At 40.5% G+C, this 13,201-nt stretch carries 11 protein-coding genes; 5 read left to right on the forward strand and 6 right to left on the reverse strand.

All coding sequences use genetic code 11. The features are described 5' to 3' along the window. Window positions 1–45: 45 nt before the first annotated feature. The 4 genes from mrcB to ACHUE3_RS09820 all read right to left on the reverse strand — a co-directional run bounded on the left by mrcB (window position 46) and on the right by ACHUE3_RS09820 (window position 5,678). The gene (gene mrcB, locus ACHUE3_RS09805) at window positions 46–2,394 is read right to left on the reverse strand and encodes a penicillin-binding protein 1B (protein WP_394192287.1); all 2,349 of its coding nucleotides are present in this window, start codon (window positions 2,392–2,394) and stop codon (window positions 46–48) included. A gap of 295 nt (window positions 2,395–2,689) precedes the next feature. Further along, the gene (locus tag ACHUE3_RS09810) at window positions 2,690–3,919 is read right to left on the reverse strand and encodes an ammonium transporter (protein ID WP_394192528.1); all 1,230 of its coding nucleotides are present in this window, start codon (window positions 3,917–3,919) and stop codon (window positions 2,690–2,692) included. Window positions 3,920–3,930: 11 nt separating this feature from the next. Beyond that, entirely contained in the window at window positions 3,931–4,269 is a 339-nt protein-coding gene (locus tag ACHUE3_RS09815; protein WP_058560161.1) for a P-II family nitrogen regulator, read from the reverse strand. A 173-nt stretch (window positions 4,270–4,442) separates the two neighbouring features. After that, complete coding sequence (locus ACHUE3_RS09820; protein WP_394192288.1) at window positions 4,443–5,678, reverse strand: diguanylate cyclase; 1,236 nt, start codon at window positions 5,676–5,678, stop codon at window positions 4,443–4,445. A gap of 272 nt (window positions 5,679–5,950) precedes the next feature. Between ACHUE3_RS09820 and ACHUE3_RS09825 the strand changes: the two genes are divergently transcribed. The 5 genes from ACHUE3_RS09825 (at window position 5,951) to serA (ending at window position 10,692) form a co-directional block, all read left to right on the forward strand. Continuing rightward, a complete protein-coding gene (locus tag ACHUE3_RS09825) occupies window positions 5,951–7,471 on the forward strand; it encodes a S10 family peptidase (RefSeq protein ID WP_394192289.1) in 1,521 nt (506 codons plus the stop codon). Window positions 7,472–7,566: 95 nt separating this feature from the next. Beyond that, window positions 7,567–8,127 (forward strand): hypothetical protein, encoded by a 561-nt coding sequence (locus ACHUE3_RS09830; RefSeq protein ID WP_394192290.1) that lies wholly within the window; start codon window positions 7,567–7,569, stop codon window positions 8,125–8,127. A 21-nt stretch (window positions 8,128–8,148) separates the two neighbouring features. Further along, a complete protein-coding gene (locus tag ACHUE3_RS09835; RefSeq protein ID WP_394192291.1) occupies window positions 8,149–8,745 on the forward strand; it encodes a 5-formyltetrahydrofolate cyclo-ligase in 597 nt (198 codons plus the stop codon). 53 nt (window positions 8,746–8,798) lie between these two features. Then, entirely contained in the window at window positions 8,799–9,452 is a 654-nt protein-coding gene (gene rpiA, locus ACHUE3_RS09840; protein WP_394192292.1) for a ribose-5-phosphate isomerase RpiA, read from the forward strand. Between the two features lie 10 nt (window positions 9,453–9,462). Then, the gene (gene serA, locus ACHUE3_RS09845) at window positions 9,463–10,692 is read left to right on the forward strand and encodes a phosphoglycerate dehydrogenase (protein ID WP_394192293.1); all 1,230 of its coding nucleotides are present in this window, start codon (window positions 9,463–9,465) and stop codon (window positions 10,690–10,692) included. Window positions 10,693–10,842: 150 nt separating this feature from the next. Here serA and ACHUE3_RS09850 read toward each other — a convergent pair whose 3' ends face one another. After that, window positions 10,843–11,751 carry a tetratricopeptide repeat protein gene (locus ACHUE3_RS09850; RefSeq protein ID WP_394192294.1) on the reverse strand — a complete coding sequence of 303 codons (909 nt, stop codon included), beginning with the start codon at window positions 11,749–11,751 and terminating at the stop codon, window positions 10,843–10,845. A gap of 440 nt (window positions 11,752–12,191) precedes the next feature. Continuing rightward, window positions 12,192–13,124 (reverse strand): hypothetical protein, encoded by a 933-nt coding sequence (locus ACHUE3_RS09855; protein ID WP_394192295.1) that lies wholly within the window; start codon window positions 13,122–13,124, stop codon window positions 12,192–12,194. Between the last annotated feature and the right edge of the window lie 77 nt (window positions 13,125–13,201).

Genomic DNA, 13,201 nt, shown 5'->3' on the forward strand with positions numbered 1-13,201 from the left:
AGCCCTTACGGGCTTTTTTTATGCTCTAAATAACATTAGCTGCGTTTAATTCTGACAGCGTGGCCTCGGTTCAAATTCACTTGCTCTAAGTGGCAGCTGAATAACTTTGCCACAGCCTGGCGGTGCTTGTAAGCCAGTTTGTTCATTAACAAATGCCCATCGAATAGACGGCGGGCGCGTATCGGCTATTGATTCTGGATTGAGTGGCTTTAAATAACGAATATATGCCTCAAGTGCCCCGACACTTCCCGTCAAGCCTGTGCTTTTATTATCATCACGGCCTAGCCATGCAACAGTAACAGTGCTTTGATCAAAGCCTGCAAACCAGCTATCACGTAAATCGTTACTGGTGCCTGTTTTACCGGCTAACTGAATTGATGGAAAGTGCGCATTTAACCGCTTAGCAGTGCCATCTTTAGTTACCCGCTTCATGGCGTATTTAGTCATGTACACAGACGCTTTATCAAAGCGAGGTTCTGACTCTACTTGATGCTGATAAAGTACTTTACCGACAGAATCTGTCAACGCAGAGATAGAAGTAAGCTTTCTATATTCACCATCTGCGGCAAGTGTTGTATAAAGCTGAGCAACCTCTAAACTCGACATTTCAATCGCGCCCAAAAGTAAGGATGGGTATTGATCAATACGCCCTTTTGCACCTAGCTTCGTTAATGTTGAGGCCACTTTATCAACCCCTACATCTAAGCCTAGATTAACTGCAGGAATATTAATACTGTTACTAAACGCTTTGTGCATGGGCATCATGCCACGATATTGGCGATCAAAATTCTCTGGTTGCCACACTTGACCTTGCTCATTAGTGATCTGGACGGGAGAATCATCCAACAATGTTGCCAAATTATAATTTGTAGACTCAAGTGCCGATAAATAAACCGCAGGTTTAACCAATGAGCCAATATTACGCTTGGTATCTAACACGCGGTTAAACCCTAAAAAGCGCGGATCCCGCCCTGCTACCAATGCAGAAATCCCACCCTTCTCAACGTTTACTGAAATCATCGCAGCTTCTAACTGCTCTGTGGTAGCACGTTTTTCTAGGTAAGGTAGGCTTTTAATGATGGAATCTTCCATCGCGGATTGTTTTTGTAAATCAAAATAGGTGAAAACCCGAACGCCAGCGTCAAGTACATCCTGATCAGGAAGAAGTTGCTTCAACTCACGATCCACCAGCTCTAAATAACCAGGATAAGACTTAGGTAAACTGTCTTTCATTGGAGCGATATCAATAGGACGCTTTAGTGCAGCACGGTATTCGCGCGTATTAATTAATTTATTATCGACCATCAAACGAAGTACCAGATCACGGCGCTCCATCGTACGTTCACTGTACCTTCGCGGATTATAATAAGAAGGCCCTTTAACCATAGCAACCAACAACGCTATTTGGTCGTACTCAAGCTCATCAACGGGTTTTGAAAAGTAAAACTCAGCAGCTAACCCCATTCCATGCACACCTTGGTTGTATGATTGCCCAAGGTATACTTCATTCAAATATGCTTCTAAAATTTGATCTTTAGAGTAACGATAATCAAGGATCAGCGCTATAAGTGCTTCATTAAACTTACGAATAAGTGTGCGGTCACGCGTTAAATAAATATTCTTAGCTAACTGCTGGGTTAACGTACTTCCACCTTGTACTGTTCTACCCGCTTTAATATTGCTGTACAGCGCTCTCATTATTGATAAAACAGATACGCCATGGTGCTCGTAAAACTTTTGATCCTCAACAACTAGTAAGGTGTCTTTGAGCATCCGAGGAAACTTATCTAGAGGGACAAACTCGCGATCTTGTTTTGAATCATTACCAATTCGTGCAATTTGAACGGGCTCTAAACGCGCGCTATTCAAACGACGACCAAACTTATCTTTTATGGTTGCTAACTTCTGCCCAGCAAATCGTAGTTCAATTACTTGTGAATCTTCAAGGCCATCAAAAAACTCAAACTCACGACGATAAATTTTAATGCTATCGCCTGCTTTTATATATTGCCCGGTGCGACTTAACTTATTAACTGATGAATAGTTTAACCTATCAAGTTCCCACATCACTTCTTGATCAGACAAAAATTGCCCGGGATAAAAGCTCATAGCACGCGCATAAACTTGTGCTGGTAGTTGCCATTTATTGCCTTCAAACTGACGCGTTATTTTTGCATCCAAGTAAATTAAATAAAGTGCCATTGCTACAATGCCAGCAAGAGTTAGCTTGATAAAAACAGATACCGTTTTTCTTTTAATGCTGCGCTTTGCAGGGGCGTTAGATGGATTTTTTTTTGCTGTTTTCTTTGAGTTGCTTTTAGCCGTATTAGCTGTCTTTTTGGCAGAGCGCTTTGCTGGGGTTTTTGGTGTTCGTGGTTGTTTTTTATCAGCCATTACGTTGCTATGTATTTCCAGAAGTTAATTTACAGATGCGAGCTTAGCATATAGCTATATATCCAAGCCACTGAAACTAGCATCTTAAGGGGGCTTTGGGTATACACGCTAACACCTGTGAAATTAACTGAAACTGAAAGTAGCTCCTGCACTACGTAATAAGTTATTTGTTGAGCTGAATTTCAATCATTTACTTAGTAGGTAGCGTAAATTACTGCTACTAGAGACAAAAAAAGCCCTAACAGATGTTAGGGCTTTGTTCGAACACACAATGAAGTTTTACAATTTTGAGCTATTAGTTACTGCGTACAGAAACAAACTCAGGGTATGCATCAATACCACAATCATGCTGATCCATACCGTTCAACTCTTCTTCTTCGGTAACACGGATACCCATGGTCTTTTTCAGTACAACCCATACAGCTAATGAAGCAACAAATACAAAACCTAAAATACACACTAGACCAATAATTTGATTAACAAAGCTGGCATCAGCGTTTGATACTGGCACTAAAATAATACCCAAGATACCACACACACCGTGCACTGATATTGCACCTACTGGGTCATCAATCTTAACCTTGTCCAGTGCTACGATACTAAACACAACCAACGAGCCACCTAAAATACCTAATACACAGGCCATCACTGGTGAAGGAGAAAGTGGGTCAGCAGTTATAACAACCAAGCCTGCAAGTGCGCCGTTTAATACCATGGTTAAATCTGCTTTACCCCATAAAACTTTACATACAAACAATGCTGCAATAGCACCCGTTGCCGCAGCAGCGTTAGTGTTTAATAAAATTTGACCTACCGCAGTTGCATTTTCAGCATCAGAGATTAGTAGTTGCGAACCACCGTTAAAGCCGAACCAACCCATCCATAAAATAAATGTACCAAGTGTAGCAAGTGGTAAGTTAGAACCTGGAATTGGGTAAATTTCACCGTTTTTACCATATTTACCTTTACGAGCACCTAACATTAATACACCAGCAAGCGCAGCGGCAGCACCTGTGCCATGCACGATTGCAGAGCCTGCAAAATCAACAAAGCCCATTTCAGACAAGAAGCCACCGCCCCATGTCCAATATCCTTCGACTGGATAGATAAAACCAGTTAGAACGACTGCAAATGCAAGGAATGCCCATAATTTCATACGTTCGGCAACAGCACCTGAAACAATCGACATCGCCGTTGCAACAAATACAACTTGGAAGAAAAAGTCTGACTCTAAAGAGTGATCAGCATCCGCGGCTTGGGTGCCAATTAAAGCGCCCAATGATGGGACTAAGCCACCTTCAGCGTTGTCTACATACATGATGTTGTAGCCAACAAGCAAAAACATGGTACACGCAATGGCGTATAGCGCTACGTTTTTAGTTAAGATTTCAGTGGTATTTTTTGAGCGAACTAAGCCCGCTTCCAGCATGGCAAAGCCTGCTGCCATCCACATAACTAAAATACCTGAGATTAAAAAATAAAATGTATCTAACGAAAACTTTAATTCTACTATCGTGTTTTCCATCATGCGTCCCCTTAAATTGCTTCTTCATCGAATTCGCCCGTACGAATACGAACAATCTGATCTAAGTCGTAAACGAAAATTTTACCGTCGCCAATTTTGCCCGTTGATGCAATTTTAGTGATGGTTTCAACAACACGTTCACAATTTTCTGTACGAGTAGCAATTTCGAGTTTTATTTTTGGAATAAAATCTACTTGGTATTCTGCACCACGGTATAGCTCTGTATGCCCACGCTGACGACCAAAACCTTTGACGTCAACAACTGTCATCCCTTCAATGCCTAAATCAGCCAGCGCTTCACGCACATCATCAAGTTTGAATGGCTTTATTATTGCACTAATCATTTTCATAGTGGCCCCCTTCGGACGCTTATTGTTATCCTGTTAGCCTTGATAATCCAACCTTTGTGCCACTATTTTAAAATAATTAAAAACAACAACTTAACCAAAATAGTTAAATAAAAGAAACAAAAAACGCACCATTAAGGTGCGTTTTATTTACATTTTTACTTCACTGGTGCAAATTACTCACTGTGTTGTATTACACAATCTCGTTTTTGATCTTTTGCTTGATACAGAGCCTTGTCCGCTAGACGCATTGCACTTGTTAAAGTCACATTATTAAAATGTGTTAGGCCTACACTCACCGTAATGGTGAAGGATTGACCATTAATAACAAAGTCATAAGCAGCAATACGCGCTCTAAACGCATCCATTAAGGCATAAGCTTGATCTATATTGACATCGGTTAACACAACAGCAAACTCTTCACCGCCCACACGTGACACTGTAAAGTCTTTAAATGAGCTTCGTAGTAAAGAAGAAATTTGTTTAAGCGCCTGATCACCCGCTTCATGCCCAAACTTATCGTTTATTACTTTAAAAAAATCGATATCTAATAAAGCTAAACAATTCTTACGCGATGTCTCTTTTAATAGTTTTTCTGCAAACTGGTAAAAATAACGTCGGTTGTACAAACCTGTTAGGTCATCTCGATACGCACTTTCTTTTATATCTGCAATTAGCGCTAATTGTTCCATTGTCTGTAATACACGACAATGAAACTCTTCATTCATAAATGGTTTAGTTAAAAAATCATTTGCGCCGTATTTTATAAAGCGTGCTGAGAGTCCGTGCTTACCTGCACCAGATAAACCGATAATAGCCAAATCATCTCGGCCTCTAAAATTGCGCACCGCTTTAACTAACTCAAATCCATCCATGGTTGGCATAGCATAATCGGTAAGCAATAATTTTATTTCAGGATCTGCTTTAAGAATTTTTAAAGCGTGTTCACCATCATTGGCGTCTTGTACGTTAAATAGTTGCCTTTCAAGCATTTGCTTCATCAAAGAGCGACTAAGCATAGAGTCATCGGCAACCAAGGCTTTGCATCCTTGGTTTCTTAATAGCTGGGCAACAAGCTTAACGGCGTAATGGTAGGAGTCACGATTATCTTTAATAACGTAATCAACTACCCCTAACTCAAGCATTTGCTGGCGCTTATACTCATCAATTTTAGATGTGAGGACCACAGTGGGCACATTTTTGTCTAGCGTATATTTTACCACTTCGCCATCTGGTGCATCAGGTAACGTTAAGTCAACTAAAGCAAGAGTATAATCATGAATACTTACAAACTCTCTGGCCTCTGCAAACGTCCAAGCAAAGTCAACGGCAACATTTAAATAATGTGCGGTTAGGTGTCGCAGTACTTGTTGTACTACCTTACTATCTTCGACAATTAAAACTCTTTGCATAAACGTCTCAGTTACCCTTTAACAGGGTGTTTTGCCCAATGCACCTTGTACATTAAAGCTTAACTCAAATATAAATTAGGCGAGTAATATACTCGATAACCTTACGAATCAAAATCCAAACCCACTAAATTAGGTAAAAAGCATACACAGTTAAAAATTAACTAAGCTTAACTTCTACCTCTTACCGACTAATATCTGCACCTAGTCTCATTAACTTTGTTATTTAACCTAAAATTATCTTTAATAGCTGAAATATAAAAAAAGGATCCATTATGAAACTAATAAGTATCATCAGCCTTTCAGTCGCAGCGCTAACCCTTAGCGTCTCGCATGCAAGCTTTGCAACTGAAAATCAGCGTCGTATTGATGTTGACAGTACAGTCGTCACTGAGCATAAAGCGCGCATTAACGGTGACCGTTTTTCTTACACAGCAACCACTGGCACCCAGCCTGTATGGGATGACAAAGGCGATGCAGTCGCCACGCTACAATATACTTATTATGAGCGCGACAAAGTTGACGATAGAACAAAGCGCCCACTGCTAATTTCATTCAATGGCGGACCAGGTTCAGCATCAGTATGGATGCACCTAGCTTATACTGGCCCACGTGTATTAAAGATTGATGATGAAGGTTACCCAATTCAGCCATACGGCGTAAAAGATAACCCTTACTCTGTGCTTGATGTAGCCGACATTGTTTATGTAAACCCAGTGAATACAGGTTATTCACGTGTTTTAGAAAACGAAAAAGGCGAGTTACCAAGTAAAGACACACAGAAAAAAATGTTTTTTGGTGTCAATGCAGATATTAAATATCTTGCCGAGTGGCTAAACACCTTTGTAAACAGAAATGAGCGCTGGCGTTCACCTAAATTTTTAATTGGTGAAAGCTACGGTACAACCCGCGTATCAGGGCTTGCTCATGAACTACAAAATCGCCAATGGATGTATATTAACGGTGTTGTGCTTGTATCGCCTACTGATATTGGCATCAAGCGCGATGGCCCAGTAAAAGCGGCGAACCGTCTACCTTACTTTGCTGCAACCGCGTGGTATCACAAAGCATTAAGCCCTGAGTTACAAGCAAAAGATTTAGATGAATTACTTCCTGAGGTCGAAGCGTTTACAATCAACAAATTGATCCCTGCTATTGCAAAAGGCGGCTTTATTGGTGATGAAGAAAAACGCGCTATCATAAAACAAATGGCACTTTACGCAGGTGTGTCTGAAAAGTTTGTTGCACAAAATAACTTAGACATTCCAACTAACTTCTTTTGGAAAGAATTATTACGCGATCGCGGTCAAACATTGGGCCGTTTAGACTCTCGTTACTTAGGAATAGACAAGCGCGATGCTGGCGAATCTCCTGATTACTGGGCTGAGCTCACCTCATGGTTACATTCATTCACCCCAGCAATAAACCACTATTTACGCCATGAGCTGAAATACAAAACTGATGTTAAATATAACTTATTCGGTAACGTACACCCTTGGGATCGTAGCAATAACAAAACAGGTGAAAACTTACGCTTGGCCATGGCACAAAACCCTTACCTTAACGTGTTAGTACAAGCAGGCTACTATGACGGTGCAACAAATTACTTTGATGCAAAGTATACAATGTGGCAACTTGACCCTAGCAGTAAAATGCGTGACCGCTTAAGCTTTAAAGGCTACCGCAGTGGGCATATGATGTATCTGCGCCATGCAGATTTAGAAAGCTCTAATAATGATTTACGCGAGTTTATAATCAATGCATTACCCAAAGAAGGCGAAGCTGCTAAATATTAATAGCTAATATTTAGACTATATTTGTTCAGCCCGTTTACACGGGCTGTTCTTTGTTTATACTCAACTTATTGATTTAACATTTTTGGAAAACAAAGATGTCAGAAAACTATCGCGTTATGTTTGCAGGGTTAGCAAACGGCACACAACCTAGCGACGCACAAACTAAGCTGGCTACCAAGCTCAATGCATCACCGAGTAAGGTCGCTGCATTTTTTGAAAATAAACCTTTATTTGCCCCTTGCTCAAAAGATAAAGCACTAAAACAAGCTAAACTATTGGCAAGTTTCGGTATTAAAAGCAAGTTACAACCGCTTAATACAAGCTCTTCAGCAGATAATAGTAATGATGATGCAGCTTTGCAGCGCGATGAGCGAATTTTCAACGCACTTGATTACATCACTAGTAGTTTAATTCGAATTGAAGAAAAGCTAGATGATTTAGAGCAACGACTCCCTACCGTAGCAGAACAGCCATCTACTATTGATGAAGATGATTGGCAAAACGATGACTTATTACTCGATGAAGAACTCAATACTCCACTAAAAAAACGCAGTAACGCGCTTCTTTATTCTCTTATTGCTATGGTCGTATTATTGCTTATTGTTCTTGGGCTATCATTCGCTTTTCCTGACTTATTTTCCTTTTTAGACTCGTAAAACATAATTTAAAAGTGAAGCATGAATATTAATAGAGCAAATTTACGACAGGAAGTCCGAAAGCGGCGTCAAAAACTATCAAAAATTGAGCAAAAAAACGCAGCCGAACACCTAAAAGTGAATTTTATTCAACACCTTAAAAGGTACAAAACAACTAAAAACTCACATCTTGGCATTTATTTAAGCAACGACTCAGAACTTGATACATCACTGTTAATTAAAGAGCTTTGGTCTAAAAACCACTTTATATACCTTCCTGTAATACACCCTTTCAACGGCACAACTTTGTACTTTCAGCGTTATGAAGAAAATTCACCCATGAGAGCAAATCGCTATGGTATCTTGGAGCCTAAGTTAAATTGTAGTCAGATTTGCCCCTTACAGGACTTAGATTACTTATTAATGCCACTCGTAGCATTTGATAGTCGCGGTAATCGTTTAGGTATGGGAGGCGGTTTTTATGATAAGACCTTGGCGCGCTACCACAACGAAAAATGGCAAAAACCGCAACTTATTGGTCTTGCACATCAGTGCCAACATGTTGAAAGTTTACCCGTAGAACCGTGGGATGTACCTTTAAATTTTATTATTACACCGCAGAAAATTTACCATTGGTAAGCAATATATTTGTATACTTACGTAAATGAACTCCACCTACTGAGCAAATAAAAATGACACAAGATGAACTAAAAAAAGCAGCTGCGTGGGCTGCACTCGAATTCGTAGAAGAAAATACCATTGTTGGTGTTGGTACCGGCTCCACTGTAAATCATTTTATTGATGCACTTGGTTCTATAAAAGACACTATTACAGGTGCAGTATCAAGCTCTGATGCTTCAACAGAAAAGCTCAAAGCCCTTGGTATTGAAGTATTTGAGCTAAATGATGTAGCAAGCTTAGACGTATATGTTGACGGTGCTGATGAAATTAACGCCAAAAACGAAATGATTAAGGGCGGCGGTGCAGCACTAACGCGCGAAAAAATAGTTGCCGCTGTTGCCAAAAAATTCGTATGTATTGTTGATGATACCAAGCTGGTTGACACTATGGGTGAGTTTCCATTGCCTGTTGAAGTTATTCCAATGGCACGCAGCTACGTAGCACGCGAATTATTAAAACTGGGTGGTGATCCAGTTTACCGCCAAGGTGTTGTTACCGACAACGGCAATGTTATTTTAGACGTACACAATTTAAAAATTACCGACGCAAAACAACTTGAGCAGACAATTAATCAAATTGTCGGCGTTGTAACCAACGGCTTATTTGCCGAACGTGGCGCAAATAAAGTCATCATAGGCACCAAAAATGGGCCACAGATAAAATAGGAATGAGGATATGAGTAAGGTATCGTTAGCAAAAGACAAAATTAAAATTCTCTTGCTTGAAGGTGTGCACCAAAGTGCAGTTGAAACACTTAAGCGTAATGGTTACAGCAACATCGATTACGTCAAAACATCGTTACCTGAGGACGAACTACTTGAGCGCATCAAAGATGTGCACTTTGTAGGACTTCGTTCTCGTACTCAAATTAATGCAACAGTACTTGAAGCAGCCGAAAAACTTGTTGCTGTCGGCTGCTTTTGTATTGGTACTAACCAGGTTGACTTAGACGCAGCACGCGAGCGTGGTATCGCCGTTTTTAACGCCCCATTCTCTAATACGCGCTCAGTTGCAGAGCTGGTACTTGGCGAAATTTTACTGTTGTTCCGCGGTATTCCTGAGCGTAACGCTATTGCACACCGTGGCGGTTGGTTAAAAACGGCTCATGGATCGTTTGAAGCACGCGGTAAAACGCTTGGTATTATTGGCTACGGCCACATTGGTACACAGCTTGGCATCATGGCAGAGAACATAGGTATGAACGTTGAGTTCTACGACATAGAGGACAAGCTAACGCTGGGTAATGCTACTCAAGTGCATAACCTAACTCAGCTGCTACAACGCGCCGATGTGATTAGCTTGCATGTACCTGAAACACCACAAACTAAAAACCTCATTGGTAGTGCTGAAATTTCAGTAATGAAACAAGGGGCTATTTTGATCAACGCCTCTCGCGGCACTGTGGTTGATATTGATGCCCTTGCAGAAGCACTCACGGAGAAAAAACTAAGTGGCGCTGCCATTGATGTATTCCCAGTCGAGCCAAAATCAAATGATGATGAATTTGTATCACCACTGCGTGAATTCGACAACGTGATTTTAACGCCACACATTGGTGGCTCTACCCAAGAAGCTCAAGAAAATATCGGTATTGAAGTTGCCGGCAAGTTGGCTAAATACTCAGATAATGGCTCAACTATTACTGCCGTTAACTTCCCTGAAGTATCACTGCCAGAGCTTGCTAATCGCAGCCGCTTATTACACGTTCACCACAACCGCCCAGGTGTACTAACGCAAATTAACCAAGCGTTTGCACAACACGGCATCAATATAGCCGCCCAGTACTTGCAAACAGATGAAGCCATTGGTTATGTGGTCATCGACGTAGACACAGATCAATCTGAAGTGGCCCTGAAAGAGCTCAGCGCAGTAGAAGGCACTATTAGAGCCCGTTTATTGCACTAGGTGCTAGGTGCTAGGTGCTAGGTGCTAGGTGCTAGGTGCTAGCAAAATATAAAAGCCGTGCTTATTTTAACAAGCACGGCTTTTATTTTTAAATGATAAACCTGATTCGACAAAAACCACTGTCAGCCCATGAAATGGGACATTTTGCTCTTAATTGCCACCGCGAAGGCGCGCAGCTTGTCCGCTTAAAAAGGCTTGGTTTGCGCCTTGTTTAAAGCGTCTTAAATCCTCATCACCACTAACAGTTGAACATGGAATAGTATCATTACATCGAGAGCCTCTGATTCTGCTTGATGTTGATGCCCTCATGCTAGGTAAGTTTTTCAATCCAGAAATAAACATATCCATTGTCTGTTTTTCTCTGACCACCACGATACGTTCAATGTCTTTGTTCTTAGGTTCTCTGGGTAAATCAATGCCTAAGTCGACGAGCTTTTGTTTTGCTCTTGGGTCTTTATTAGCGATTTTTTTATACAGTGCAACCGACTTCTCTTTATCAACTTTTCCCAACATTGCAGACTCATGCAATTTAGCCAATAAATAATGTGCTCTAACATGCCCTTTATTAGCCGCTAACTCTAACTTTTCTTTCGCTTCGAACACATCTTCTTGAGACGGGTTGTTTAACAGTAAATACACCGCGGTAAAGTAATGCGCTTTTTTTAACTTTTTCGCTGCTTTTCGTAAATTAGTAAGTCCAAGGCTAACGTTAACTTCCCCACCTTCTCCTTCAAGCATCATGATACCCAGCTTAAATTGGCTGTTTGGTAAATCCCAACGCGCAGCTTCATAAAAGTATCGGCGCGCTTTTATTAGATCTTTTTCCACCCCATAACCATTGTAATAAAAGCTACCCATCATTTCTTGCGCGATAGGTATTTGTTGGCGTGAATATTGTTTTAATTTTTTAAACTCTTGCTTACAGTGCTCTGACGAGCACGCCCCTAACTTATCTTGATTTTTTGGTGGGCTATCAACCCCTGCAGAGGTAATAAACGAGGCTAAAAATGTTGATAGGAGTAAACTGGTTAGTAATGGCGTTCGCATAAATAATTTCACTCATCCTTGTTATTGTTGAATAAACAATAGTCAAAGCAAGTTTATAAGTCAATCATTCTAAAACTAACTACTTGATATAAAAATAAACATAAAAACCATCAACGAGTAAGTATATTTAGCTAACCGTCTCAAAAGTGATGCTGATTGCCATTGAAATGAAGCATATTCATGCCAGCTTGATGGTGGGTCTTATTGCGGCTCAATGCACTCCACGTCAAGCAAATAAAAAATAATACCATTGGGGTCAACTTGGGTTTTGGGAAGATCACGAGTGGCTTTGAGTCTAAATGGTTGGATAAAAATGGACTAAGGTGGGTTAATCAAACAATAAACGTAAGCTATCGCTTTCAATAGACCTGTGATGATTTGAAAGCGCGAGTTAACACGCTTTCAAGTAACTCAAAATGTTATCTTAAACTTAAGACTTATAACTGTTTGAGCTACTCCCCTTTTGCTTTTAAGTTTATAAACTCTGCAAGCTCGTTTGGTTGTCCCATTAGGGTAAAGATCTGTTGATTTATTTCGGTCATGGTTTGCCCCTCTGGCAGACTTGCCGAGACAGTTAACGACCCAAGGCCTTTAGTAAAGTCTTTAATTGCTTGCGCTAACTCATCACTCACTGGAGATTGCTGTAATTGCATATCAACCATTTGTTGCATTTGCTCAAGTGTCATACCTTGTTTTTCTAGAACTTGTTCAACCAAGGTTTTAAACTTACCTTGGTTTTGTAAGTTAATTTCAATGGTGCGTGGCTCAAGCCCAGAAAGTGCTTCCATCATGATGGTTTGCTGCTGAAGTTCCTGCTCTAGGGTTAATTGTTGTGAGCCACTTTTTTGCTGCAATTTACTGGCGGCTAACGACGCTTCCATCAATGGCGTTGAATTAGCCAAGCCTAAATCAAAATTAAACGCAACAATGTCATTAGCGTCAATAGTAAGTTTAATATCACTATTGCCTGAATTTTCATCGTAATTCATCAAGGTATGTAAATCATAACGCGCACTGGCTAGTTGGTTATTCGCATCAGGTGGGAGCTGCGTCAAAAACTCATCACTAAATTTAAATCCATTTATCGACACTTCAGTGCGTGGCGCAATTTTATCTGTCTCGTATCCGGCAACAGAAATATCATCAATTGTGGCCACACTGCTGCCATCAAAACTGGTGATCGCTAAATTTGTCAGCTCAACACTTTGTGAAAAAACACTCGCAGAAAGTTCATCATATGAGATTGCTGAGCCAACCTGCTCCGTTAACATTGCAAGTTGACGGTCAACTTCAACTTTGACTTCTTGAGTTACAAGGTGATTAGCATAGCTAACACCACCGAGTGTTATAGCTACGACACCCGCAACGATTGCTAGTTTTTTCATTATATTCCTTATTATGTTCTTTAAATCGATTTATCTCGCTCAAGGTTAACATTGAACAACATAACTCGTTAAGCGCT

The organism is Pseudoalteromonas atlantica (assembly GCF_043641955.1).
GTDB classification, from domain to species: domain Bacteria; phylum Pseudomonadota; class Gammaproteobacteria; order Enterobacterales; family Alteromonadaceae; genus Pseudoalteromonas; species Pseudoalteromonas atlantica_A.

Bases quoted from the DNA above. Each gene is read 5' to 3' on its own strand.
- ACHUE3_RS09825 (WP_394192289.1), top strand. From the start codon at position 5,951: ATGAAACTAATAAGTATCATCAGCCTTTCAGTCGCAGCGCTAACCCTT.
- serA (WP_394192293.1), top strand. From the start codon at position 9,463: ATGAGTAAGGTATCGTTAGCAAAAGACAAAATTAAAATTCTCTTGCTT.
- ACHUE3_RS09855 (WP_394192295.1), bottom strand. From the start codon at position 13,124: ATGAAAAAACTAGCAATCGTTGCGGGTGTCGTAGCTATAACACTCGGT.
- mrcB (WP_394192287.1), bottom strand. From the start codon at position 2,394: ATGGCTGATAAAAAACAACCACGAACACCAAAAACCCCAGCAAAGCGC.
- ACHUE3_RS09820 (WP_394192288.1), bottom strand. From the start codon at position 5,678: ATGCAAAGAGTTTTAATTGTCGAAGATAGTAAGGTAGTACAACAAGTA.
- ACHUE3_RS09835 (WP_394192291.1), top strand. From the start codon at position 8,149: ATGAATATTAATAGAGCAAATTTACGACAGGAAGTCCGAAAGCGGCGT.
- rpiA (WP_394192292.1), top strand. From the start codon at position 8,799: ATGACACAAGATGAACTAAAAAAAGCAGCTGCGTGGGCTGCACTCGAA.
- ACHUE3_RS09830 (WP_394192290.1), top strand. From the start codon at position 7,567: ATGTCAGAAAACTATCGCGTTATGTTTGCAGGGTTAGCAAACGGCACA.
- ACHUE3_RS09810 (WP_394192528.1), bottom strand. From the start codon at position 3,919: ATGGAAAACACGATAGTAGAATTAAAGTTTTCGTTAGATACATTTTAT.
- ACHUE3_RS09815 (WP_058560161.1), bottom strand. From the start codon at position 4,269: ATGAAAATGATTAGTGCAATAATAAAGCCATTCAAACTTGATGATGTG.